The sequence below is a fragment of the Paraburkholderia sp. BR10937 genome, assembly GCF_040965695.1.
Classification (GTDB): domain Bacteria; phylum Pseudomonadota; class Gammaproteobacteria; order Burkholderiales; family Burkholderiaceae; genus Paraburkholderia.
The window spans coordinates 22,505-45,174 of the sequence record NZ_JBFRCL010000024.1 but is presented as its reverse complement, the minus strand read 5'-3'; the positions used below and the strand labels follow the sequence as shown (position 1 = coordinate 45,174).

At 66.9% G+C, this 22,670-nt stretch carries 22 protein-coding genes and 1 pseudogene; 7 read left to right on the top strand and 16 right to left on the bottom strand.

Features of this window, described 5'->3' with window-relative positions:
* Positions 1–147: 147 nt before the first annotated feature.
* The 5 genes from AB4Y44_RS20625 to AB4Y44_RS20605 all read right to left on the bottom strand — a co-directional run bounded on the left by AB4Y44_RS20625 (position 148) and on the right by AB4Y44_RS20605 (position 5,145).
* Entirely contained in the window at positions 148–297 is a 150-nt protein-coding gene (locus tag AB4Y44_RS20625) for a hypothetical protein (protein ID WP_176732810.1), read from the bottom strand.
* A gap of 128 nt (positions 298–425) precedes the next feature.
* Positions 426–1,013: a nucleotidyltransferase family protein gene (locus AB4Y44_RS20620; RefSeq protein WP_342918912.1), complete on the bottom strand. Its 588-nt coding sequence runs from the start codon at positions 1,011–1,013 to the stop codon at positions 426–428.
* 154 nt (positions 1,014–1,167) lie between these two features.
* A complete protein-coding gene (locus AB4Y44_RS20615; protein ID WP_368700731.1) occupies positions 1,168–3,399 on the bottom strand; it encodes a xanthine dehydrogenase family protein molybdopterin-binding subunit in 2,232 nt (743 codons plus the stop codon).
* Positions 3,396–4,412, bottom strand: a complete 1,017-nt coding sequence (locus tag AB4Y44_RS20610) for a xanthine dehydrogenase family protein subunit M (RefSeq protein ID WP_342918910.1) — start codon at positions 4,410–4,412, stop codon at positions 3,396–3,398. Before AB4Y44_RS20610 ends, AB4Y44_RS20615 begins: the two co-directional genes overlap by 4 nt.
* Before the next feature lie 16 nt (positions 4,413–4,428).
* A complete protein-coding gene (locus AB4Y44_RS20605; RefSeq protein ID WP_342918909.1) occupies positions 4,429–5,145 on the bottom strand; it encodes a 2Fe-2S iron-sulfur cluster-binding protein in 717 nt (238 codons plus the stop codon).
* Positions 5,146–5,165: 20 nt separating this feature from the next.
* On the opposite strand from AB4Y44_RS20605, the gene AB4Y44_RS20600 reads away from it, so the two are divergent.
* Positions 5,166–5,369 carry a hypothetical protein gene (locus AB4Y44_RS20600; RefSeq protein ID WP_342918908.1) on the top strand — a complete coding sequence of 68 codons (204 nt, stop codon included), beginning with the start codon at positions 5,166–5,168 and terminating at the stop codon, positions 5,367–5,369.
* A gap of 133 nt (positions 5,370–5,502) precedes the next feature.
* Here AB4Y44_RS20600 and AB4Y44_RS20595 read toward each other — a convergent pair whose 3' ends face one another.
* On the bottom strand, positions 5,503–7,155 hold the full coding sequence (locus AB4Y44_RS20595) for an FAD-dependent oxidoreductase (protein WP_342918907.1): 1,653 nt from the start codon (positions 7,153–7,155) through the stop codon (positions 5,503–5,505).
* Between the two features lie 163 nt (positions 7,156–7,318).
* Complete coding sequence (locus tag AB4Y44_RS20590; protein WP_368700730.1) at positions 7,319–8,287, bottom strand: LysR family transcriptional regulator; 969 nt, start codon at positions 8,285–8,287, stop codon at positions 7,319–7,321.
* 63 nt (positions 8,288–8,350) lie between these two features.
* On the opposite strand from AB4Y44_RS20590, the gene AB4Y44_RS20585 reads away from it, so the two are divergent.
* Positions 8,351–9,430: a zinc-binding dehydrogenase gene (locus AB4Y44_RS20585; protein WP_368700729.1), complete on the top strand. Its 1,080-nt coding sequence runs from the start codon at positions 8,351–8,353 to the stop codon at positions 9,428–9,430.
* Between the two features lie 74 nt (positions 9,431–9,504).
* Here AB4Y44_RS20585 and AB4Y44_RS20580 read toward each other — a convergent pair whose 3' ends face one another.
* A complete protein-coding gene (locus tag AB4Y44_RS20580; RefSeq protein ID WP_368700728.1) occupies positions 9,505–10,800 on the bottom strand; it encodes an aspartate carbamoyltransferase in 1,296 nt (431 codons plus the stop codon).
* Between the two features lie 140 nt (positions 10,801–10,940).
* Between AB4Y44_RS20580 and AB4Y44_RS20575 the strand changes: the two genes are divergently transcribed.
* Positions 10,941–11,114 carry a hypothetical protein gene (locus AB4Y44_RS20575; protein ID WP_368700727.1) on the top strand — a complete coding sequence of 58 codons (174 nt, stop codon included), beginning with the start codon at positions 10,941–10,943 and terminating at the stop codon, positions 11,112–11,114.
* A gap of 137 nt (positions 11,115–11,251) precedes the next feature.
* Positions 11,252–12,106 (top strand): 4-hydroxy-tetrahydrodipicolinate synthase, encoded by an 855-nt coding sequence (dapA, locus tag AB4Y44_RS20570; RefSeq protein WP_368700726.1) that lies wholly within the window; start codon positions 11,252–11,254, stop codon positions 12,104–12,106.
* Positions 12,107–12,283: 177 nt separating this feature from the next.
* On the opposite strand, the pseudogene AB4Y44_RS20565 reads toward dapA, so the two are convergent.
* The 6 genes and pseudogenes from AB4Y44_RS20565 to AB4Y44_RS20540 all read right to left on the bottom strand — a co-directional run.
* Positions 12,284–12,514 (bottom strand): annotated as a pseudogene (locus AB4Y44_RS20565) (DUF2866 domain-containing protein); the annotation flags it as partial.
* A 264-nt stretch (positions 12,515–12,778) separates the two neighbouring features.
* Positions 12,779–12,979 (bottom strand): DUF3562 domain-containing protein, encoded by a 201-nt coding sequence (locus AB4Y44_RS20560; RefSeq protein WP_368700779.1) that lies wholly within the window; start codon positions 12,977–12,979, stop codon positions 12,779–12,781.
* 271 nt (positions 12,980–13,250) lie between these two features.
* Entirely contained in the window at positions 13,251–14,312 is a 1,062-nt protein-coding gene (locus AB4Y44_RS20555; RefSeq protein ID WP_342918901.1) for an alkene reductase, read from the bottom strand.
* A gap of 102 nt (positions 14,313–14,414) precedes the next feature.
* Positions 14,415–14,738 carry a metalloregulator ArsR/SmtB family transcription factor gene (locus AB4Y44_RS20550; RefSeq protein WP_321929425.1) on the bottom strand — a complete coding sequence of 108 codons (324 nt, stop codon included), beginning with the start codon at positions 14,736–14,738 and terminating at the stop codon, positions 14,415–14,417.
* 250 nt (positions 14,739–14,988) lie between these two features.
* Positions 14,989–16,269, bottom strand: a complete 1,281-nt coding sequence (locus AB4Y44_RS20545; protein ID WP_342918900.1) for an MFS transporter — start codon at positions 16,267–16,269, stop codon at positions 14,989–14,991.
* 26 nt (positions 16,270–16,295) lie between these two features.
* Positions 16,296–17,750, bottom strand: coding sequence for a M20 family metallopeptidase (locus AB4Y44_RS20540; protein WP_342918899.1), 1,455 nt, complete (start codon positions 17,748–17,750; stop codon positions 16,296–16,298).
* Positions 17,751–17,884: 134 nt separating this feature from the next.
* Between AB4Y44_RS20540 and AB4Y44_RS20535 the strand changes: the two genes are divergently transcribed.
* On the top strand, positions 17,885–18,784 hold the full coding sequence (locus AB4Y44_RS20535) for a LysR family transcriptional regulator (protein ID WP_342918898.1): 900 nt from the start codon (positions 17,885–17,887) through the stop codon (positions 18,782–18,784).
* Between the two features lie 12 nt (positions 18,785–18,796).
* Here the strand turns inward: AB4Y44_RS20535 and AB4Y44_RS20530 are convergent, their stop codons facing one another.
* A complete protein-coding gene (locus AB4Y44_RS20530) occupies positions 18,797–19,378 on the bottom strand; it encodes a cytochrome b (protein ID WP_368700725.1) in 582 nt (193 codons plus the stop codon).
* 262 nt (positions 19,379–19,640) lie between these two features.
* Here AB4Y44_RS20530 and AB4Y44_RS20525 point away from each other — a divergent pair, with 262 nt between their 5' ends.
* Both AB4Y44_RS20525 and AB4Y44_RS20520 read left to right on the top strand, forming a co-directional pair.
* The gene (locus AB4Y44_RS20525; protein ID WP_342918896.1) at positions 19,641–21,122 is read left to right on the top strand and encodes a methyl-accepting chemotaxis protein; all 1,482 of its coding nucleotides are present in this window, start codon (positions 19,641–19,643) and stop codon (positions 21,120–21,122) included.
* 145 nt (positions 21,123–21,267) lie between these two features.
* On the top strand, positions 21,268–21,702 hold the full coding sequence (locus tag AB4Y44_RS20520) for a hypothetical protein (protein ID WP_069261799.1): 435 nt from the start codon (positions 21,268–21,270) through the stop codon (positions 21,700–21,702).
* Between the two features lie 203 nt (positions 21,703–21,905).
* On the opposite strand, the gene AB4Y44_RS20515 is transcribed toward AB4Y44_RS20520, so the two are convergent.
* Positions 21,906–22,592: an NADPH-dependent F420 reductase gene (locus AB4Y44_RS20515; protein ID WP_368700724.1), complete on the bottom strand. Its 687-nt coding sequence runs from the start codon at positions 22,590–22,592 to the stop codon at positions 21,906–21,908.
* Positions 22,593–22,670 lie beyond the last annotated feature (78 nt).

Genomic DNA, 22,670 nt, shown 5'->3' with positions numbered 1-22,670 from the left:
GAAGGCGCAAGGTTTGCGAAAGGCGGGGATATGGGGGCGGAAGAAGCGCGGAACGCGCAGAAGCGGCCGCGGCACTCGCGAGACGTCGTCGCGAGCACCGCTACGGCCATCAGACGCGATGCCCGGCCGTGGCGACCGGGCATGCGGTCACACCGGGTCCTTGTCCGGCGGCCCCTCGGGCTGCTGCGGTTCGTCCTTGTGATGGCCCGGTGCCGGCGGGGTGAGCGGGTCGCGTTCGGGGTCCCGGGTCGGATCGGCGAGTGGATCGGGAAGCGGATTCGTGTGCGAGCAGATCATCGCGAGGTCCTCTTGCGCTAAAGCGTGCGGCCGTGTGGTGCGCGTCACCCTATAGCGTAGGCGATCGATTGCATGCCTGGCACTCGCAATTGAACAATCGCCGCGGGCGAGTCGCGAGTGCGCGCGAATCAGAGCCCGTTGAGGTCGGCGGGCGTGTCGACGTCGCGCAGAATGCCCGGGTCGTCGACTTCGACGCGCGTCAGCGGGTGGGTGCTGAGCAGGGCGCGGGCGCCCGCGTCGCCGTCGAGCGCGACGAGCGCCGCGCGATGGGCGTAGCCGAAGCCAACCGGATGTCCGCGCTGCCCGCGATAGAACGGCGCGACGAGCGATGCGCCGCCATCCAGCGTGCGCGCCACGGCTTCGATCGATTCGACGGCAATGCAGGGCATGTCGGCCAGCGCGACGATCCAGCTTTCCGCTTCATGGTCGGTTTCCACCCCGGCGGCGAGGCTCGCGCCCATGCCGCGCGCGGCGTCGGGCGCGAACACCACGTCGCAGCCCGCGTCGTTGAGCACATGCGCGAGTGTTTCCGCCCCGGGACGTACGACGGCGATCACTTTGGGTACGACGCGCAGCAGCCGTTGCGCGGACTCGCGCGCGACGCATGTGCCTTCAGGGAGGGGAGCGAGGAGCTTGTTGCGCAGTCCGTTGGGATCGAAGCGCGAACCGGTGCCGGCGGCGAGCAACACGCCGGTGGCGAACGAAGCATAGGCCATGGGTGTGGTACGCCCGCGAAGAGGGTGAGCAGTGATTGTGCGGCGCAAGCGCGCGTGAGGCAAGCCCCGCGCGCGGCACATGCCTTGCTTCGTCTTGCATTTGCCGCCCGCTCATGCACTGTGCCGGTGCAGGGCCTGCATGGCATGCCCTCCGTCACATGAGCGAATTCGTCTGCGGGAAGACCTTGTCGAGCGTGATCGGCAAATCGCGCACGCGCACGCCGGTGGCGTGATACACGGCGTTCGCAATGGCCGCCGGCACGCCGGTAATACCGATCTCGCCGATGCCGCGCACGCCGAGCGGATTGAAGCGCAAATCGGGTTCGCCGACGAACAGCACATCCAGCTCGCCGATGTCGGCGTTCACGGGCACGTGGTATTCGGCGAGATTGTTGTTCGCAATGCGGCCCATGCGCGTGTCGAAGAGGCCCTCTTCGTGCAGGGCCGTGCCCACGCCCCATACCATGCCGCCCATCAACTGGCTGCGCGCCGTTTTTTCGTTGAGCACGCGTCCCACGTCGTACGCGCCGACGATGTGCGCCACGCGTATCGTGCCGGTATCGGCATCGACGTGCACTTCGGCGAACACGGCGCCAAATGAGTGAAACGCATACTGCTGCTTCTCCGCGCCTGGCTTCGTCGCGACCTGCGCCTCGAGCGGCTGGCCGCCCGCGCGGGCGATGACGGCGGCGGCCGGATCGCGTCGCGAGCTGTCGCTGCGGCTTACGACCCAGCCGTCCTGCACGGTCACGTCGTCGGCGGCGAGTCCGTAGACGGGCGAGCCGCGGTCGGCGCGCGCGAGCGCGATGAGCTTGTCGCGCACGGCCGTGCACGCGGCCTGCACGGCGGGCGAGACACTCGCCGCCGACTGCGAGCCGCCCGAAACCGGCGCGACCGGCAAGGTCGAATCGCCCAGCGCAAAGCGGATGCGGTTGGGCGGAAAGCCGAGCGCGTCGGCGGCCACCTGGGTCATCACCGTGTAGGTGCCGGTGCCGATGTCCTGCGTGCCCGACGCGACCATCGCGTTGCCGTCGGGCAGGATGCGCGCCACGGCGGCGGCTTCGCTGCGATTCGCGGGATAGGTCGCGCTCGCCATGCCGAGGCCGATGAGCGTGTTGCCGTTGCGCATGGCGCGCGGCGTGGCGATGCGCCGCGACCAGTTGAAGCGTTGCGCGCCCGCCTCATAGCACTGGCGCAGCGCTTTCGACGACCACGGCTTGCTGTCCTGCGGCTCGCTTTCCGCGTAGTTCTTCAGGCGCAGCGCAACCGGGTCCATTTTCAGTTGCCACGCCAGCTCGTCCATGGCCGATTCGAGCGCGAACGAGCCCGTGGTTTCACCGGGCGCGCGCATGAAGGTCGGTGTGCCGACATTCAGGGGTACGACACGATGGCTCGTGCTGCAATTGGGCACCGCGTACATCATGCGTGTGACGAGGCCGCACATTTCGAGCCAGTCTTCGAAGGTGGACGTGTGGGCCAGCGTGTCGTGGCGCAGGCCCGTGAGCGTGCCGTCCGGGCGCGCCGCGAGCGACAGATGCTGCTCCGTGTGCGGGCGCGAGCCGACCGGCCCGAACATCTGCGGCCGCGCGAGCGCAAGTCGCACGGGGCGTCCCGTCTGCTTCGCGGCCATCGCGCACAGGCTCACGTGCGACCACGACGAACCCTTGCAGCCGAAGCCGCCGCCGAGGAATGGCGAGATCACACGCACGTTGTCGGGCGCGATGCCGAACACGGCCGCCACTGCGTTGCGCGTGCCGCTCACGCCCTGTGTGGCGTCGTAGAGCGTGAGGTCCGGGCCGTCCCAGTGCGCCATCGTCGCATGCGGTTCCATCGGGTTGTGGAACTGCGTGGGCGTGGTGTAGACCGCCTCGAAGCGCACCGCGCCTTCGTGCAGCCCGGCTTCGACGTTGCCGCGCGTCGATTCGACCGGGCGGCCCATCGGGCTGGGCGGCGCGTGCGCGTCGCCTTTTGCGCGGTTGAAGTCGAGCGTGGCCTGGGTCGGCGCGTAGACGATCTCGATGTGACACGCGGCATCCGTGGCGTGTTCGAATGTGTCGGCCACCACGACCGCGACGGGCTCGTTGCTGTAGCGCACGACGTTGTCCTGCAGCAGCGTGAGGTGCCGTCCCGCTGGTGGCTTGAGCGGCGAGCGCCCGCCGTTGGGCAGGCGCATCGCGGTCTGGTACGTCATGACGAGCAGCACGCCGGGCATGGACCGCGCGCGGCTCGTGTCGATCGACGTGATCGTGCCGCTCGCAATCGTGCTGGTGACGAGCACGGCATGGGCGAGCCGCGTTTCGGGGAAATCGCTCGCGTAGAGGGCGCCGCCCGTGACCTTGAGCATGCCGTCGATGCGGTCCATCGGTTGTCCGGTTAGCGTGCTCATGCGAAATCTCCGGTGTTGTTGCCTTGCGTGCCGGCGGCGGCGAGCATCGTCGAGCGGACGATCGCGCGTTGCGCGAGCCCGACCTTGAACGCATTGCCGCTCAGCGGCTTTGCCTGCGCGAGTTCCGCTGCGGCGGCCTCGCGTAGCGTCGACGCGTTGAGCGTTTTTCCGGCGAGATGCTGCTCCGCCACGCTCGCGCGCCAGGGCCGATGCGCGACGCCGCCCAGCGCGATGCGTGCCGTGCGGATGCGGTGGCCGTCGAGTTGCAGCGCGCTCGCGATCGAGACGAGCGCGAAGGCATAGCTCGCGCGGTCGCGGATCTTGAGGTAGTGCGCGTGCTCGCTGAACAACGGTGGCGGCAGGTCGATCGAGGTAATCAGTTCACCTGACTGAAGCGTCGTATCGAGATCGGGCCGCTCGCCGGGCAGCCGATGAAACGACGCGAACGGGATCGTGCGCGCGCCGCCCGGTCCGCTTACCTGCACCGTGGCATCAAGCGCCGCGAGCGCAACGCTCATGTCGGACGGATTAACGGCCACGCATTGTGCGCTTGCGCCGAGGATCGCATGCATGCGGTTGAAGCCGCCGATCGCCGCACAGCCGCTGCCGGGCGCGCGCTTGTTGCATTGGGTGAACGCGGTGTCGTAGAAGTACGGACAGCGCGTGCGTTGCATGAGATTGCCGCCCACGGTGGCCATGTTGCGCAGTTGCGGCGAGGCGCCGGCGAGCAGCGCCTGCGAGAGCAGCGGGTAGTGCGTGCGCACGAGCGTGTGATTGGCCGCGTCGCTGTTGCGCACGAGCGCGCCGATGCGCAGGCCGCCGTTGGGCAGCGTTTGAACCTGATCGAGCGCATCGATGCGCGTGATGTCGATGAGCATGACCGGATGCGCGGCGCCGCCTTTCATGAGATCGAGCAGATTCGTGCCGCCGCCGATGAATACGGCACCGGGACGCTGCGCGGCGGCAATCGCGCCGTTCACGTCGGCGGCACGCTGGTACGAGATGGCATCCATTTGTGTGTCTCCGTGCTCAGGCGCCGGCCGTATGCGCGTCGCGCACGGCGGCCACGATGTTGACATAGGCGCCGCAGCGGCAGATGTTGCCGCTCATGCGCTCTCGTATTTCGGCATCGCTCAGTTGCGCGGGGCGTGTGCGCACGTCGGGTGTGGCGGCGCTCGCTGCGCCTGCCGCGAATTCGCTCAGGCATGCCGTGGCCGAACACAACTGGCCCGGCGTACAGAAGCCGCACTGGAAGGCGTCGTGCTCGATAAAGGCGCGCTGCACGGGACTCAACGTGGCCACGCCCGCGAGCCCTTCGACGGTGGTGATGCGCTGGCCTTCGTGCATCACGGCGAGCGTGAGGCAACTGTTGATGCGCCGCCCTTCGACGAGCACCGTGCAGGCGCCGCACTGGCCGCGATCACAACCCTTCTTCGTGCCGGTGAGGCCCGCATAGTCGCGCAGCGCATCGAGCAGCGTGACGCGCGGTTCGATATGCAGCGTGTAAGCGCGGCCGTTGATGTCGAGCCTGACCGGTTGCGCGGGCGCGGGCGGCGGCGCTTCGGTGGGGGCGGTGGCAGGCGGCGCATTCTGTGCATGCAGATGAGGCGTCGCGCTCAACGCGGCAGCGGCGGCCGCCGATTGCAGGAAGCGGCGGCGGGTGACGTCGGCGGGCGCGCGGGAGGGGGAAGATTGGGAGGCGTCGTCGCAATCGCACGGCGCATCGAGGGGACGTTCGTTGGACATGGCGATCTGCGGACTCCAGGATGACGACGGAACATAATCCGGGACTTCAGGCGCTGGCCGCGCGGGTTTGCGCAGGGCTTCGTCGCGCAGCGGCGCGCCTCTTTCGTGAAGCAATTCCGATGCCGCGGTTGCTCGGCCGGGCACTGCTGCAGATCTGCAAATTGCACTTCTCGAACACGAAAGTAAAGCGCTTACGTGTGAATTTTTCGCTGCATATTGCTTGATGGCGCAACGCTGTCGCATGGCTGGCGCCATCCCGACGCGAAGCTGGCGCCGTGGACAGAAATGCAATGCAGCAAGAGGGAAAAGCGTGTTGAAAGACGGTTGCGCGACGAGTCGTTCCGCGCAACGCATACGCTACGCGCGATCTTCCTGTAGGTAGCGATGCACGAAGGCGATCGCCATGCTGCCTTCGCCGACGGCCGAGGCGACACGCTTGACCGGGCTCAGCCGCACATCGCCGCAGGCAAAGATGCCGGGTACGCTCGATTCGAGCAGGTAGGGATCGCGCCGGTGCGACCAGCGCCCGGCTTTCACGGCATCGTCGCCGGTCAGCACGTAGCCGCGCTTGTCGCAGGCGATCTCCGGCGGCAGCCAGCCCGTTTCCGCGTCCGCGCCAATGAATACGAACAGGCCGCCGCATGCGCGGCGGCTCACGCTTGCGCTGGCCGTATTGAGCACGTCGATGGCGTCGAGATGCGTCTCTCCATACACGCCGACGACTTCCGAATTCAGTTCGACGTGAACGTTCTCCTTTCCCACCAACTGCTCGACGAGATAGCGCGACATCTTGTTCTCGAGCGACTCGCCGCGCACGATGAGCGTCACGGCGCGCGCATGATTGGCGAAGTACAGCGCGGCCTGTCCCGAAGAATTGCCACCGCCGATCAGATACACGTCGAGTCCGTGCGTGCCGCTCGCCTCGCTGCGCGCCGCGCCGTAGTAGATGCCTTTGCCGATGAAGCGGTCGAAGCCTTCGATCGCCAGCCGCCGCCAGGTGACGCCCGTCGCGAGAATGAGCGTGTGCGCGCGCACCACGTCGCCGCCGTCGAGGTGGACTTCGCGCGCGGCGGTATCGACGCGAGCAACCGCGCGCGTGACGAGGATTTCGGCGCCGAGGCGCCTTGCCTGCTGCAGCGCGCGACTCGCCAGTTCGTCGCCGGAAATGCCGCCAGGAAAGCCCAGATAATTTTCGATGCGCGAAGAGGTGCCGGCCTGGCCGCCCGGTGCTTCACGCTCGACCACAATGGTACGGAGTCCTTCCGAGGCGCCATAGACCGCGGCGGCAAGGCCAGCCGGTCCGCCGCCGATGATCAGCGTGTCGTATTCCGCGAGACGCGGTTGGGTTTGCAGCCCCAGCCGCTCCGCCAGGTCGCGCGTCGCCGGGCGGCTCAGCAGGGTGCCATCGGCGAGGCGCAAGGTCGGGCAGTGCTGCTCTTCGGGGCAGGGACCGCTCCAGCGTGTTTTGAGTTCAGGCGCGTCTGGCGTCAACCACTCGCAGCTGATCTGGTTGCGCGCGAGGAACTGGCGCAGGTTCGCGCAGGCCGGGTCCCAGCGCGCGCCAACGAGCGTGACGCGCGTTTTCGGCGGCTCCGCGGAAAGACCCTGCAAGCCGCCGATGCGTTCGCGGGCGAGTGCACCCATGCGCGTGGCGACGTCCGACGAGGCGGCAGCGAGCGCGTAGTAATGCTGCGCGTCCACGCGCATGACGCGCGAGGGAAGGGCTGCGCGATACGCGCCGGGAAATGGCGAACTGAGCGCGAGCGGCACCTCGCCGAAGATCGTGCCGGGCAGGCGCCATCCAAGCGTGCGCTCGATGCCGTCGAACACCTTGACGACCTCCATCTTGCCGGACAGCACGGCATACAGCGCGCGCTCGCCGCCTTCGTGCACGGCGTATTCACCGGGACTCAGGTGCAGGTCCGCGGAAGTGTGGGCGAGACGTTCGAGTTCGGCTTCGGGGAGCGTGGAGAAAAGCGGGATCGCGCGGATTTCGTCTGTGGTCAGCATGGCTTCGCAAGTCGCGGGCAAGCAGGAAACGACGATGGGACAGCGGCGCGGGGACTGCGCTTTCGTATTGCGGCGCGGCCGCTTTTTTGACGTCTCATGCAGTATAGGCGGCGCGCACGCAGACATTCACCGAATTAATCGACTGACGAATTGCACACGAGTGTCATTCGAGAGGATCGCTAACCATGTTGCCAGTGCTCAGCGCAGCCACGGCCTCGCGCAGCCACACGAGCGCCGGATCGGCGTGATTGCGTGGATGCCATGCCGCATGCATCGAAAAGCCGCGTGCCTCGAACGGCAGTTCGAACAGGTCCACGCGGTCCTGGTAGCGTGCGACGAGCCGGTAAGGCAGCGTCGCCACGTAGTTCGTGCGAGTGAGCACCTCGGGCACGAGGGTGAAGTGCTGTACCGAGTGCACCACGCGGCGGCGGCGGCCAAGCGCTTCGAGATGTTCGTCCATGAAGCCGAAGAAGCTCGCGCCGCTGGTCGAAACGAGCACGTGCTCGAGCGCGCAATAGCTGTCCAGATCGAATGGGGCCGCGCCGCGCGGGTGCCCTTTGCGTTGCGCCACGACGAAGCGTTCGTCGTAGAGCTTTCTGGCCTTGAGCGTTGGGGGCACCTGCTGCGCGGAGCCGAGCAGCAAATCGATTTCGCCGCGCTCGAAGCGCTCCGCGAGCGAGCCGGATTCAATGGCGATGAACGCCAGCTGCAGCCCCGGCCCCGCCAGACGCGGCCATTCGATCATCAGCGGCAGGCCGAGCACGGCCACGCACTGGTCGCTCGCGGCGACCACGAAGCGCCGCGTGCCCGTGAACGGATCGAAGGCGCTCTCGCGGCGCACCACGGTTTCTAGCGTCTTGAGCGCCGCATTCAGCGGCTCCATCAGTTCGAGCGCGCGTGCCGTGGGCGTCATGCCGCGGCCATTGGCGGCGGGAAGGAGCAGCGGGTCGTCGAAGAGTTGGCGCAGTCGCGCGAGTTGCGCCGAAACGGCCGGCTGCGTGAGATTCAGACGCGCGGCGGCGCGCGTCACGTTCGACTCGGCGAGCAGGGCGTCGAGCGATACGAGCAGGTTCAGGTCGATACCGGAGAGATCAATCACGGTGATAGGTGGAATGTCGGCAATTGATTTCAAGAATACGTCTCGCTCGCCTAGAGTTCAATCCGTCAGATGAACACCTTTCCTCTAGGAGAAGCCATGAAAGCCTGGATGCTCGATCAACCCGGTCAACCGCTCGCACTGCGCGACGTGCCGCAACCCGAACCGCGCCGCGGCGCGCTGCTGGTGCGCGTGGAGGCCGTGCCGCTCCTGAGCTATACGCGCCAGTACGTGCAGGGCAAGCTGCCCTACGGCTACCCGCAGGGGCCGTTTTCGCCGGGGACCAATGGCATCGGCCGGGTGCTCGCGGTCGGGGAAGGCGTGTACGGCTATCGCGTCGGCCAGCGCGTTGCGCTGAGCCCCTACTGGATCGCCGACGAAGCGCTGCGCGAGCCCGCCCAGGCCTTGCTCGGGCTCACGGCGATCAGCCCCGACAGCGGGCCGATGCTCGGCGATTTTCCGCACGGCACGCTGCGCGAGGCCGTCGAGTTTCCGGCCTCGACGGTATTTCCGCTCGACGGCCTCGATCATGTTCCTTCGGCGCAGCTCGCGGTGCTCGGCAAGCTCGTGGTGCCGTTCGGCGGCCTGCGCCGTGGCCGGCTCGCGGCAGGCGAAACCGTGGTGGTGAACGGCGCGGCCGGCGCGTTCGGCTCGGCGGCCGTGCTCGATGCGCTCGCACTCGGCGCGGGCCGTGTGGTGGCGCTCGGGCGGCGCGCGGCGGCGCTTGCGCCGCTCGCGAAGCTCGGCGGCGGACGTGTGGTCACCGTCGCGCTCAGCGGCGAGATGGCGCGCGACGTGGAGGCGATCCGCGCGGCCGCGAACGGAGGCGCCGATCTCGCCTTCGACATGGTGGGCCACGCCACCGACCCGGCCGCCACGCTCGCTGCGCTGCGCAGCCTGCGCCGCAACGGCCGCATGGTGCTGATGGGCAGCATGGAGGTGGAATTGCCGATCAAGTATGGCGAGATGCTCATCAACAACTGGGAGCTGATGGGCCACTTCATGTACAGCGGCGCGGACTACCGCGCGTTGATCGCGCTCGTGCAGTCCGGGCAATTGCCGCTAGACGCGATCGAAGTGCAGCGCCACGCGTTCGATGCGCTGGAGAGCGCGATCGACGCGGCGGAAAAGGCGCAAGGGCTGACCTGCGTGACGGTATGCACGTCGTCAGGCGCTTGAGCGCGCCATAAACAAATCGGCCCGCAAGCGCGATTGATGCTTGCGGGCCGATGATGTCGCGAGTGCAACGAGGCTCAGTCGATGCCGTGGAACACGGCGTCGTCCGGGCCGAGATATGCAGGCGGACGCCACACGGCGTCGCGCATCGAATGCTGCACGAGATTCTCGACGCCCAGCAGCACCGCGAAAATCGCCATGCGCACCGGAATGCCGTTGTCGGTCTGGCGGAAGATCGCGAGGCGCGGATCGTGGTTCAGATCGGTCGAGAGATCGTTGGCGCCCGGTCGGCTATCGCGCGGCAGCGGGTGCATCACGAGCGTTTCAGCGCTGCAGCACTCGTCCATCGTTGCCTGGTTGATCTGGAATTCGGGCGTGTAGCCTTCGAACGACTCGTCGGCGAAGCGCTCCTTCTGGATGCGCGTGGCGTACACCACATCCGCGCCGCGCAGGCCCGCGCGCAGGTCGTGCGTCTGCTCGACCACATGGCCGTTGGTCGAGATCTTGTCGACGATGTATGCCGGCATTTCGAGCTGCGGCGGCGAAATGAGCGTGAACTTGATGCCGCGATAGAGCGCGAGCAGCTTCACGAGCGAGTGCACCGTGCGGCCGTACTTGAGGTCGCCCACGAGCGCGATATGCGCGCCGTCGACGATCTTGCCCAGACGCGAGAACTCGCGCTGAATCGTGTAGAGGTCGAGCAGCGCCTGGCTCGGGTGCTCGCCGGGACCGTCGCCGCCATTGATCACGGGGATGTTCACGGCACGCGCGAATTCGGCCACCGAGCCTTGATCAGGATGGCGAATCACCATCGCATCCACGTAGCCGGCCATCACGCGGCTGGTGTCGTAGATCGATTCGCCCTTGGCCATCGAGGAGAACGTGAAGCCGGTCGTGTCGCACACCGAACCGCCCAGGCGGCAGAACGCGGCGCCGAAGCTCACACGCGTACGCGTGCTGGCCTCGAAGAACAGGTTGCCGAGCACCGCGCCTTCGAGCACGCGCGAGATCTTCCGGCGGCGCGCGATGGGCTGCATGATGTCGGCCACGCGGAACAGGGCTTCGACGGAGTCGCGCGAGAACTGGTCCACGGAAAGCAGTTGCGGCTTGCCCTCGAACTGCATCTGGCTCGCGAGCGAACGCACTGAGTCTACGCTTTGCGTATAGTCTTCGCGCGGCTCGCCGTTGCCGACGATTTCCGAAACGAAGCGCTCGACGATCTCCGGCATGGCGCGCGATTCCTGCGACTCCTCGGGCAGCAGCCACGTGTCGAGCGCACGACGCGACACGCCGATGCGGCTCGCAAATGCGTCGCGGGTCATGTTCAGACGCCGCATGGCGTCACGGAGGAAGGCTTGTTGCGGAACGCTCATGCTGGCACCCGTGATTTCTGGTTAATGTACGCGGTGCGTATATTAGTTCGGTGGCGCGAGAAGTCAAGTTCTTTTGTCGGAGGAGCGCTCGAGAAGGCGTTCTGCGTACGTGAGGACGTACCGCGCGCGCAGCACGCCGCTTGCTGGCGCCCGCCCGCATCTGGGCGATCTCGGTTACACTGCGCGACATGCTACGTAACCCGCTCCGCCACGACCTGCCGAATCTCACCGCCGCCATGCGCGCGGTGTCGTCGCTCGCGCAGGCCACTTCGGTGTGGGTGAAAGCCAAAGCCAAAAAACAGCCGCTCATCTGACCGGAGTCTGCTGTTCCGTCAGATGTGCGACGGAACAGCCAGCCGAAGGCGCCCTGCCTTCCGCCTCACTCCCGGCTTGCTTCCCTCCTGCGCACCGCTGAACGGACCTTCCATACGGTCGAGTTCAAGGGAAAGTCATGTCAGAGTTTTCGGGTATCTGGATTCCGCTCATCACGCCGTTCAACGCCGGTGCAGTCGATCATGCTGCGCTCGACGCGCTCGTGCGCCACTACGTCGAGGCCGGCGTGGCCGGCTTCGTCGCGCTCGGCACGACCGGCGAACCCGCCGCGCTGAGCGACGCGGAAGCGGACGAGGTGCTCGCCACCGTGCTGGCGTCGGCGGGCGGGCTGCCGGTCGTGGCGGGCGTGAGCGGCAATCACACGGCGGCCGTCTGCGAGCGGATCGCGGCGCTCAACGAGCGGCCCGTCGCGGGCGTGCTGGCGGCCGCGCCTTACTACATCCGCCCATCGCAGGCGGGCGTGATCGGCCACTTCGCCGCGCTCGCCGATGCGAGCCGCAAGCCTCTGATCGTCTACGACATCCCCGCGCGCACGGGCGTGCGCATCGAGTTGCCGAGCCTGCTCGAACTCGCCGCACACGAGCGCATCGTCGCGGTGAAGGACTGCGGCGGCTCGCTCGACAAGACGCTCGCGCTGATTCTCGACGGCCGTTTGCAGGTGCTCTGCGGCGAGGACATCGACATGTTCGGCGCGATGTGCGCGGGCGCGAGCGGGGCGATTGCGGCGTCGGCGCATTGGCGGCCGGAGCGCTTCGTGGGGATGGCGCGTGCGTTGCAGGAAGGGCGTCTCGCCGATGCGCGCGCGATCTGGCACACGCTGGTGCCGCTCGTGCGCGCCGCGTTCGCGGAGCCGAATCCGGGACCGGTGAAGGCGGGGCTGGCTTCGTGCGGGCGGATCCGCAATGAACTGCGCGCGCCGATGACGCGTGTGAGCGGTGAACTGGAGGCGTCGCTGGCGCGCCTCGTGATTTGACGCTGCCCGTGCGGGAAGGGCACGCGGCGGATTGAGAGGCTGGGGGAGGACGTGCGGCGTGAACCGCCGCGTGCGGCGCGTCTAGCGCGCCGCGCGTGCGTTCGCGGTGCTGGACGCGCGGCGGCGGCGCGTGCGGGGGGGTTCGACAGCGGCGGGTTCGCCGTTCAGCAGAATGCGGCGGCCGGGCACGTGCTGCGCAACGAGGCGGGCGATGTCGAGCGCCGTGCTTTCGGCGGGCACGACCTGGCGACGGGCGCTGTCGTCGAGCGGCGTCGTCCATTCGACGAGGCGGTAAGCGCGGCCCCACGGATGCTGGAGCGGCGTGGAGACCCGGCACGACGCGACCGTCGAAGCGGCACCGTCGCGCAGCAGGGACTGCAGGTGCACTAGCACATCGTCTTCAACCATGACCTCGCTCCTCCTACGCTTGCCGCGCAAAAAAACGCCGCCGATGTTCCGGCGGCTCAACAGGGGTTGAGCCTATGGTTGCAGCAAAGAATTAAACCAACCTTAAGGGAGGGGCTGGGGCGATGGGTGCCCGGGTGTGACCGGCGCGGCCAACGGATGCAGCGGTGCGAGCCCTATGCGGGCGTGCACCATGCAGGAAAATGCGGCGGGATCGAGCGGCCGGCCTGCGTATGGCCGGCACAAAGACAAGCAGACGGACGGCGATTAGCGCGGCTTCGTGCCATTTTGCCGCAGTGTCGCACGCGTCTTGCGGGCGGCGAAAAGCGGCAGATAGTCCTGGATGCGCGCTTGCGCTCGATATTCATTGAGCGTGTCGGCGTAGATGCGCGCGACCGTTTCCTCCGGCGTGTTGGTTTCTTCGGCGATGGTATGGACGATCTCGGAAGCATCGGCGGTCTTCGGCATGACTTGGCTCCGGTCAGCGAGGAGGGGTTGGCGGGGAGGGTTTTCATTCAAGGACATCCGGGCGCGGGATACCAATTGAATCCACCTATCGGGCAAAAAACGCCACAAGCGGGTCGCAGGTGTGATCTGTCTGAGCTTTGGCGTCTGCTCGCGCGAGCTCTGTATTTTCAGGGCTTCCAGCGCAAAACGGCCACGGCGAGACAGAATGTCTGCGCCGTGGCCGCCTGATGGCATGCGGCCATGGGCCGCACGCGTTCCGCTTATGTCAGCTTTACGCCGCCGTTTCGAGCGACGGGTAGTCCGTGTAGCCCGTTTCGCCGCGCGCGTAATACGTCGACGGATTCGGCGCGTTGAGCGGCGCGTTCAGTTCGAAACGGCGCGGCAGGTCGGGGTTCGCGATGAAGAGCTGACCCCACGCGACCGCGTCGGCTTCGCCTGCCGCGAGCACGGCCTGCGCCGATTCCAGCGAGAACTTTTCGTTCGCGATGAACGGACCGCCGAATTCGGCCTTCAGCTGCGGCCCGAGACGGTTGTCGCCAAGCGATTCGCGCGCAAAGAGGAACGCGATTTTGCGCTTGCCGAGCTCGCGTGCCACATAACCGAACGTCGCCGCCGGATTCGAATCGCCCATCGTGTGAGCGTCGCCGCGCGGCGCAATATGCACGCCCACACGATCCGCGCCCCACACATCGATACACGCGTCGGTGATTTCGAGCAGCAGGCGCGCGCGATTTTCGATCGAGCCGCCATAGGCGTCCGTGCGCCGGTTGGTGCTGTCCTGCAGGAACTGGTCGAGCAGATAGCCGTTCGCGCCGTGAATTTCCACGCCGTCGAAACCGGCCGCCTTCGCGTTGACCGCGCCCTGGCGGAATGCGGCGATCACGCCCGCGATCTCTTCGGTTTCGAGCGCGCGCGGCGTGACGAAGCCGCGCTGCGGACGCACGAGGCTCACGTTGCCTTGCGGCGCAATGGCGCTGGGCGCCACCGGCAGCTCGCCGTTCAGGAACACAGGGTCGGACACACGGCCGACGTGCCACAGTTGCAGGAAGATGCGGCCGCCCGCGGCATGCACCGCATCGGTCACGATCTTCCAGCCTGCCACCTGTTCCTGCGACCAGATGCCAGGCGTTTCGGCATAGCCGACGCCTTGCGGCGTCACGGAGGTCGCCTCGCTGATGATGAGGCCGGCCGTGGCGCGCTCGGCATAGTACTTCGCCATGAGTTCGTTGGGCACGCGCACTTCACCTGCGCGTTGACGCGTGAGCGGGGCCATGATGATGCGGTTCGGCAGCGTGAGGTCGCCGATCTGGATGGGGTCGAAAAGCGTTGCCATGTGTAGTGTCACCTTGTCTGCGGGCGCGGCCCGCGGGCTGAAAAGCGATACGGGAATCGAAATGGACGATGCCTGTTCAGCAGATGTTTCGCCGCTGAAGAATCACAACTGCGCGTTCATATGGGCGATAAACGCCTCGATGACCGGTTCGTTGCGCTTGAAGAACACCCACTGCCCCACGCGTTTGGACGTGACGAGTCCGGCCTTCTGCAACACGGCCAGATGCGCGGACACCGTGGATTGCGAAAGCTCGCAATGCGCGTCGATCTTGCCCGCGCAAACGCCGTTTTCGAGCGGCAGCTCCTGGTCGCCGAAATGCACCTGCGGCTCGCGCAGGCACGCAAGAATCTCGCGGCGCACGGGATTGGAGAGCGCCTTGCAGATCGCGTCGACGTCTAGAGCTGGAGTGGTAGGGGGATTCTTCATCGCGGCTGCATCGTAACTGTCCGAATCATATATCGTTATTCTACGATATGGGCGATGACACTGATTTCAATAGGGTTGTCGTCACATTTCGCTCTCCCTCCCCGCTTTTGCGTGGTCTCGCGCTATGCAAAACACCGGGAAGCAATGCTTGGGAGTCGGTTAATTCGCGGGCCAGAGCCCGCTGCATCGTGGGGGGCGCTGCTGCGTTGGCGGCGCGCTGCTGCGTTGGCTGCGCACCCCTTCGCTCGATCTACGCCGTCGCCTGCTGCGCAACCGTGGCCGCAACTCGCACGCGGCTCACATACGCCAGCGCGGACAAACTGATCATGGCGGTCGCGATCAGCCAGTAGCTCGGCGCGCTCTTGTCGCCGGTGGCGCTCAGCATCCACGTGACGATGGCCGGGGTGAAACCGCCGAATACGGTCACGCCGATGTTGTAGCCGATCGACATGCCGGTGGCGCGCGTCGCGGCCGGAAAGATCTCGGCCATGAGCGCGGGCAGGGCGCCGAAATAGATCGACTTGAGGAGCGCGAGCCACGCGATCAGCGCGAAGAGCGGCAGCGCACTCGCATGGCTGGTCGCCCATGCGAAGCCGGGGTAGGCGCTCGCGAGAAAGAGCAGCGCCACACAGGTCATCTGCGTGCGCCGCCCGATGCGGTCGGACAGATGTCCCGCGAACGGCGTGACGACGGTGAGAATCACGCCGCCCGCCATCGTCGCCGCGAAGCCGGTAGCCGCCGGCAGATGCAGCTGGCGGATCGCGAACGTGGGAATGTACTGCAGCAGATAGTTGACCGCCGTCGAGACGGTCAGCAGGCCGATCGCCGTGAGCACGAGCCGCTTTTGCTGGCGCAGCACTTCGCGCACGGGCGTTTCGGTGCGCGCGGCGCGCTTGAAGTCCTCGGCGTCTTCAATGAAGCGGCGCAGATAGAGGCCCACCGGACCAATCAGCAATCCGAAGAAAAACGGTAGACGCCAGCCCCAGGCCGCGAGGTCCGCGGGCGCCATGAGGCGGGCGAGACCATAACCGAACGAGGCCGCGAGCAGCGTGGCGAGGCCCTGCGTGGCGAACTGCCAGCTCGCGAGAAAACCGCGCCGGTGCGGCGCATGCTCGATCAGCATGGCCGTGGACGCACCGAACTCGCCGCCCGCCGAAAAGCCCTGGATGAGCCGCGCGGCGAACACCGCGAGCGGCGCGGCGAGTCCTATTGTCGCGTAGTCGGGAACCAGCGCGATGATCGCCGTGCCGACCATCATGAGGCTGACCGAGAGCATCAGGGCGGCCTTGCGTCCGCTGCGGTCGGCATAGGCGCCGAGCACCGCGCCGCCGAGCGGCCGCACGAGATACGACGCGCCGAAGGTGCCGAACGTGAGCAGCATCGAAACGGTTTCGTTGACCGCCGGAAAGAAGTGCTTGCCGATGTACACCGCGAAGAACCCATAAATGGCGATGTCGAACCATTCGAGAGCGTTGCCGGCGGAGGTGGCGATGACGAGCCTGACAAGGCTCACGGGTTGTTTGGCGGACATGGCGGCAGGCACCTTTATCGGGGTCGTCAGGCGAGGGCGTCGGTGGGTTGCGTCGCGCGTGCTTGCGCTTGCGCCGACGCGCAAGTTGCGGCGAGACGCGCGGCGTCGTCGCCGAGGTCCCACCAGAGTCCGGCCATCACGGCGAGCGCCTCGCGCGCGACGGAGCCGAGCAGGTGTTCGTTCGGCGCGTGCTGCGCGCAGGCCGGATACGAGTGCGGGACCCAGAGCGTCGGCAGCCCGAGCGTGTATGCGAATACGTCGTTCGGCACCGTGCCGCCGAGGTTCGGCAACAGCGCCGGCTTCTTGCCAGTCGATGCGCGCAGCGAATCGAGCGCCCAGTGCACCCAGGCATCGTCGGGGTCGAGCCGCGTCGCGGCGGACGTCTGCGTGACACGTACCTGCACGTCGTCAAAGCCAAGCCGCGCGAAGTGCGCTTCGAGATGCTCGCCTACACGCGCGGCGTCGGTGCCCACCACGAAGCGCAGCTGGCAGGTGGCCTTGGCCGTGGGCGGGATCGCATTGACGGGCGCGTCGGGGTTGCCGGTCTTGAAGGCGAGCACTTCGAGCGTGTTCCAGGCGATCACGCGCTCGGTGGGCGTGAGCCCGGGCTCGCCCCAGTCGGGATCGATCGCGGGGGCGTCTTCGTCCCCGCCGAGCACGATGTCGGCAAGCGCCTCGCGCACGCTCGCGGGCACGGGCGGCGGACGCAGCCCGTCCACTGCGATGGCGCCGCGCCGGTCGACGAGGCTCGCGATCGCGTGCGACAGCACGATGGCCGGATTGCGCAGCGCGCCGCCCCAGTTGCCCGAATGATGCGCGCCACGGCGCAGATCGACGAGCAGTTCGAACGTCACGCCGCCGCGCGAGCCGAGGAACAGCGTGGGGCGTTCGGCCAGCACGCGCGGGCCGTCTGAGGCGATGAACACGTCCGCCGCGAGCGCGTCGCGATGGGCGGCGCACACGGCGTCGAGGCCCGGCGAGCCGATCTCCTCGCCGGTTTCGAAGATCAGCTTCACGTTGTAGCCGAGCTTGCCGCCGCGCGCGTCCAGCACCGCGGCGAGCGCGGCGAAGTTCACGGAGTGCTGGCCCTTGTTGTCGGCGGTCCCGCGGCCATACCAGCGGTCGCCTTCCACGGTGACGTTCCAGGGCGCGAGACCCTCGCGCCACTGGTCGTCGTAGCCTCGCACGACGTCGCCGTGGCCATAGGTCAGCACATTCGGAAGCGCGGGGTCTTCGATACGCTCGGCGATCAGAAACGGTGCACGGGAGCCCGTGGGATTCTCGACCACGCGGCACGTGAAGCCGAGCGGCGTGAGGGAGGGCATCACCTCGTCGGCGAGATAGGCGACCAGCGCGCGGGCCTGCTCGGGATTCTGGCTTTCGGTGCGAAAACCCACGCGGCGCTGGAGGTCGGCGAAGAAAGCGCCGGAATCATAGACGCGCACGGCGCGGTCGATGGCGGTTTGTCGGGTCTCGTTCAAAAGGGCTCCTCTCATGCCTGGGTGCAGGGAATGAAAGCAGTCTAGGAACGTCAAAAATTCGCAACAATTTCAAAATTTGCGGATAGCATTGCCGAAATGGCAACGCAATGAATGCCCACTGAACGGATAAGCCGATGCTTCATGGAATCGCCTTGCGCTACTTCGTCGAGGTCGCGCGTACGGGGTCGCTGGCCGCGGCCTCGGAGAACCTGCACGTCGCCGTCTCGGCGATCAGCCGGCAGATCAGCAAGCTGGAGGAGGACGTGGGCACGGCGCTCTTCGAGCGCATGCCGCGTGGGATGGTGCTGACCGAATCGGGCGAGCGGCTGGCCGAGCACGCGCGGCGCGCGCTGCTGGAGGGCGACGCAGTGCTCGCCGAGATCGCCACGGCCAAGGCGCTCGGGCACGGCATCGTCCGAATCGGCTGCACGGAGGGCTTTACGCGCTCGTTCCTGCCCCACGTGCTCGCGCAGCATCACGCCGCCGCGCCGCACGTGCATTTCAATCTGCGCTCGGGCACGCCTTCGCAGGTCGAGCAGTGGGTGGCCACGGGCGAGGCGGACCTGGGGCTGGCGTTTTCGAGCGGAGACCCCGCGAAGGTCTACGTGCAGTACAGCGCACAGGCGCCGGTCTGCGCGCTGCTCGATCCGGGGCATCCGCTGGCGCAGCGCGACTCGCTCACGCTCGCGGACCTGCGCGACTATCCCGTCGCGCTGCTCGAACGCGGCAACACGGCGCGCCAGCTATTCGACGAATGCTGCGCGCGGCACGGCATCAAGTTCGAGCCCATTCTCACGAGCAACAATTCGAGCGCCTTGCATGCGTTCGCCGCGCTGGCGGGTGCGATCACGCTCGGCAGCCGGCTGTCGCTTTCGGGCCTCGCGGACGATCTTTCGCTGGTCGCGAAACGCTTCGACGAACCGACGCTCAACCAGCGCAACCTGTGTGTGATGACGATGCGAGACCGGCGGCTTTCGCGCCCCATCGAGGGGGTGCTGGGGGCGCTGATCGTGGCGATCGAACGCGCGTTGTGATGTGACGGCGCGTCAGCGTTTGCCCGCGCGCCCCGTCATGCGCCCCAGGATGTCCACGCGCTGCACCAGTTGATGGTAAATCACCGCAAGCACGTGCCCGGCGATCAGTGCGTACGTAAGGTACGCCAGCCAATAGTGGATCTTCGAGCCGAGATGGCCGAGCGCCTTGTCGACCGGCACGACGGCGGGCACCTGATACAGCCAGAACCAGTTCACCGGATGGCCGCCGCCATACGAGTTGATATATCCACTGATCGGCATGGCGAAGAGAATCAGATACAGCAAGCCATGATCGATATGCGCGAGCTTCTGCTCGAACGCCGGAATGCGTTGCGGCAGCGGCGGCGCATTGCCCGCAAGCCGTGTCACCACGCGGATCAGCGTGAGCAACAGGACGGTCAGGCCAATCGATTTGTGAAAATTCACCCAACTGCCGTGCGACGGGTCATGACGGTCCATCGTCGTCATGTACCACGCCACCGGGATCACCACGAACATGCATAGCGCGGTCAGCCAATGCAGCACGCGTAGCGTTAAACCGTAGGTGGGACGTGCGAACGACAACGCAGAAATGGAGTGTGGGCTTCGGGACATGGTAAAGGCCTTTTCGCGGTCGAATGAACCAAGCCTGCCACAAAAACAACGCTGCGGAACATCCTCGGCCGATGCCGTTTTGTTAGGTCCGGTTACAACGGCTGTCACCAAAATGACATTGGATGATAAGTCAACAATAATTCTTCAATGGATTTCCCTTATCTAGCTGTCGGTTGATCAGCCGATAACTGCAGAATGTGATTCGGCCCGTCTGCTTCGCCCTGGCCGTAAGTTGCATTGTCAATCAGGAGTCGGGAATTCCATGTCCAGCAATTTCGCAGAAGCCCCGTTTGGCGGGGCGTACGCCCCAGCCAATGCCGCTCGCCGGGGAGCGGCCGTCGAAAGCCCGCTCGTGAACGCGCGCAAACGAGCCGACAGGGCTTGCGCGCTGGTCAACTGGATTCTGCTGGCGGCCGCCTTGGGGATAGGCTGGCACTTCGACGCGCTCACGCCCGTGCTCGTCGTCGGATTGCCGCTCGCGCTCGTGTCCACGCTGCTCGCACTTGCCCTGCCTGGGCACAAGTTCACCAGGATGGGTTCCGCGCTCACCTTCATGGGCGGCGCAGCCCTATTGATCGACGTGGGCGGCGGGCAGGACGAGTTTCACTTCGTCGTATTCATCCTGCTCTCGCTGCTGCTCGCCTATCGCGACGTGCGGGTCGTGCTGCTCGCTACCGGCTTCATCTCCGTCCAGCAACTCGCGTTCAACTATTTGCAGGCGTGGGGCTGGCCGGTCCGGGTCTTTTCGCAAACGGGCTTGGACGTCGTGGCGCAGCACTGGGCGTTTCTCTGGTTGCAAACCTTGTTCATCGCGGCGATTTCGGCGCGCCAGGAGCGCGACGCGAACGCTGCGGGCGAACTCGCGGCCATGTCGGAGGGGATCGGCCAGGCTTCGGGCTACATCACGCTGAGCGAGCAGGCGAGCCGGCCCGCGAGCGATGTGGCCGGCGCCTTCCACGCCACACTCGCGGCCGTGCGCAAGACGCTGCTGCAGGTACGTGACAGCGTGAGTGAAGTTTCGGAATCCGTAGCCGGCACCAGCGCGCGTAACGCCGTCCTTTCGGAGCGGACCGGGCAGCAGCGCCGTTCGCTCGAAAGCATGGTCGCGGCGATGGAGCAGCTCAAGCAAAGCGTGCACGAGAGCGTCGATCACGCGATGGCGGCCAGCGCGCTGGCGGGCTCGGCGAGCGAGGTCGCGACCCAGGGGCGCGGGGCGATCAAGGCGGTGATCGAGACGATGGGCGACATTTATCGCTCGTGCGAACGCATTACCGACATCATCGGCGTGATCGACGGCATCGCGTTCCAGACCAACATTCTCGCGCTCAACGCGTCGGTCGAGGCCGCGCGCGCGGGCGATCACGGGCGAGGGTTCGGGGTGGTGGCGGAGGAGGTCCGCACGCTGGCCCAGCGCAGCGCCTCGGCGGCGAAGGAGATCCGGGCGCTGATCGGCGAGTCGGTCGAGCGCGCCCGCACGGGCAATGGTCTCGTCGAAAGCGCGGGCAACACGGTGGGCGAGGTGCTCGAAAGCGTCACGCGCCTGTCGGCCATCGTTCACGAAATGGCGACGGCTACCGGCGCTCAGCGCGCGGGCATCGACCAGATGGGCGAGAACATCGCCGGCATCGACGCGGCGATACGCGAGAACGCGGCGCATGTCGCCGACACGGTCGAGCAGGTCAGGCAGCAGCATCGCCAGACGGAACTGCTCGCCAGCGCGGTCAAGGTGTTCAGGCTGGATTGAGCGGCGTCGCGACGCGTTTTCGGGGCGCGACCCCGAGGCAGACCATTTTGTTACACCTCTTACGGGGCTTGGCCTGTGGCGTTACAAAGCCCTTTCGCGTTGGCCGCTATACTCGGTTCCGTCTCAAAAACGTAAGAGAACAACTATGTCGAAGAAAATCATCCAGATGGTTGCCGTTGCCGCGCTGACTGCTGCGGCCTCGCTGCCGGCGCTCGCCGGCGATATGAACAACGCACTGGGTGGCGCGCTCGGCGGCGTCGCCGGCGCGGCTTTGGGCGGCGCCGTGGGCGGCAGCACCGGCGCGGTGATCGGCGGCGCGGTGGGCGGCGGCGCGGGTGGCGCGGTCACCTCGAACCGTCGCGAGCGCACGGGCGCCATCATCGGCGGCGCGCTCGGCGGCGGCGCTGGCACGGCGGCGGGCAACGCCATGGGCGGCCGTACGGGCGGCCTGATCGGCGCGGCCGTGGGCGGCGGCGCAGGCTCGGCGCTCGGCGGCAATGTCTCGCGTTCGAACTCGTACGCCGACGACTATTCGCGCGGCTATCACGGCAAGCACCACAAGCACCGTCACTACGACTAAGCACGGCTTGCCGGGCGCAACGGCAGCGCGCCGCTGCGCCTCGTCATTTCGCGCCGCCGCATCCGGCGGCGCTCGCCGGGCCGTTCTGGCCCGTCCGTAACTGCCTCCCTGCTTGAGTTAGACCTCGTCCGAATGCCGAGGTCGCGACGGCTTCGTGCTGTTTGATTCGGTATGCCAGGTGATTTCTCCGGTATCGGTGAACCTCAATCCTGCCGCGCTTTGCGTCGCCATGAGCCGTGTGGCAGCTCCTTGTCGCGTTCGGCCGCGGCGAGTGCGGCGCGCAGCTGGGTGTGGTTCAGCGGAATGCAATAGGCCGGTTTCGCGCGCTCGAAGCGCCAGCTATCGGCAAGCGAACCCGCGTCGAGCACGTCGAAACCGAGCTGTGCGTGCAACGCGGCAACAAGTGCCTTTGCGGCTTCGTCGTCTCCCGCCACGGGTAGCGCACGCCGTCCGCCTTCGACAGCCGGACGCTCTTCGCGCGGCAGGTCGTACGCAAGAATCGCGCTGAAGGCCTTGACCACCCGTGCGCCATCCAGTTGCCGCGCAACGCGCTCGCTCGTCGCCTCGCGGTGTTCGTCGAACGCCGCAATGGCGCCGTCGCGCGCCGGGTAGTAGTTCATGGTGTCGATGACGACTTTGCCGGCGAGCGTTTTGACCGGTATCTCACCGAGCGCGGCCAGCGGCAGCGCCGCGATCACGATCTCGCCGAAGGCCGCGGCTTGCTCCAGCGAGCCGATCCTGCAGCCCAGCGCCGCCGCCTCTGCCGCGCGCGCCTTCGGATCGCGCGACGAGAGCATCACTTCGTGCCCCGCCTGCGCGAGCAGTTTGCCCAGCGTCGAGCCGATCTCGCCCGCGCCGAGAATGCCGACAGCCAATCGATGTTCGTTCATGAGAAGCCCCGTGGTTTGCAATGGAGACCCTAGCGTAGCGCCGAAACTCCCATGCGATAATCAGCCAACTGGGTGAAA

What these genes read in the sequence shown, in the direction of transcription:
- AB4Y44_RS20625 (WP_176732810.1), bottom strand. Translation starts at nt 297, where the DNA reads ATGATCTGCTCGCACACGAATCCGCTTCCCGATCCACTCGCCGATCCG.
- AB4Y44_RS20620 (WP_342918912.1), bottom strand. Translation starts at nt 1,013, where the DNA reads ATGGCCTATGCTTCGTTCGCCACCGGCGTGTTGCTCGCCGCCGGCACC.
- AB4Y44_RS20615 (WP_368700731.1), bottom strand. Translation starts at nt 3,399, where the DNA reads ATGAGCACGCTAACCGGACAACCGATGGACCGCATCGACGGCATGCTC.
- AB4Y44_RS20610 (WP_342918910.1), bottom strand. Translation starts at nt 4,412, where the DNA reads ATGGATGCCATCTCGTACCAGCGTGCCGCCGACGTGAACGGCGCGATT.
- AB4Y44_RS20605 (WP_342918909.1), bottom strand. Translation starts at nt 5,145, where the DNA reads ATGTCCAACGAACGTCCCCTCGATGCGCCGTGCGATTGCGACGACGCC.
- AB4Y44_RS20600 (WP_342918908.1), top strand. Translation starts at nt 5,166, where the DNA reads ATGACGACGGAACATAATCCGGGACTTCAGGCGCTGGCCGCGCGGGTT.
- AB4Y44_RS20595 (WP_342918907.1), bottom strand. Translation starts at nt 7,155, where the DNA reads ATGCTGACCACAGACGAAATCCGCGCGATCCCGCTTTTCTCCACGCTC.
- AB4Y44_RS20585 (WP_368700729.1), top strand. Translation starts at nt 8,351, where the DNA reads ATGAAAGCCTGGATGCTCGATCAACCCGGTCAACCGCTCGCACTGCGC.
- AB4Y44_RS20580 (WP_368700728.1), bottom strand. Translation starts at nt 10,800, where the DNA reads ATGAGCGTTCCGCAACAAGCCTTCCTCCGTGACGCCATGCGGCGTCTG.
- dapA (WP_368700726.1), top strand. Translation starts at nt 11,252, where the DNA reads ATGTCAGAGTTTTCGGGTATCTGGATTCCGCTCATCACGCCGTTCAAC.
- AB4Y44_RS20560 (WP_368700779.1), bottom strand. Translation starts at nt 12,979, where the DNA reads ATGCCGAAGACCGCCGATGCTTCCGAGATCGTCCATACCATCGCCGAA.
- AB4Y44_RS20555 (WP_342918901.1), bottom strand. Translation starts at nt 14,312, where the DNA reads ATGGCAACGCTTTTCGACCCCATCCAGATCGGCGACCTCACGCTGCCG.
- AB4Y44_RS20550 (WP_321929425.1), bottom strand. Translation starts at nt 14,738, where the DNA reads ATGAAGAATCCCCCTACCACTCCAGCTCTAGACGTCGACGCGATCTGC.
- AB4Y44_RS20545 (WP_342918900.1), bottom strand. Translation starts at nt 16,269, where the DNA reads ATGTCCGCCAAACAACCCGTGAGCCTTGTCAGGCTCGTCATCGCCACC.
- AB4Y44_RS20535 (WP_342918898.1), top strand. Translation starts at nt 17,885, where the DNA reads ATGCTTCATGGAATCGCCTTGCGCTACTTCGTCGAGGTCGCGCGTACG.
- AB4Y44_RS20530 (WP_368700725.1), bottom strand. Translation starts at nt 19,378, where the DNA reads ATGTCCCGAAGCCCACACTCCATTTCTGCGTTGTCGTTCGCACGTCCC.
- AB4Y44_RS20525 (WP_342918896.1), top strand. Translation starts at nt 19,641, where the DNA reads ATGTCCAGCAATTTCGCAGAAGCCCCGTTTGGCGGGGCGTACGCCCCA.
- AB4Y44_RS20520 (WP_069261799.1), top strand. Translation starts at nt 21,268, where the DNA reads ATGTCGAAGAAAATCATCCAGATGGTTGCCGTTGCCGCGCTGACTGCT.
- AB4Y44_RS20515 (WP_368700724.1), bottom strand. Translation starts at nt 22,592, where the DNA reads ATGAACGAACATCGATTGGCTGTCGGCATTCTCGGCGCGGGCGAGATC.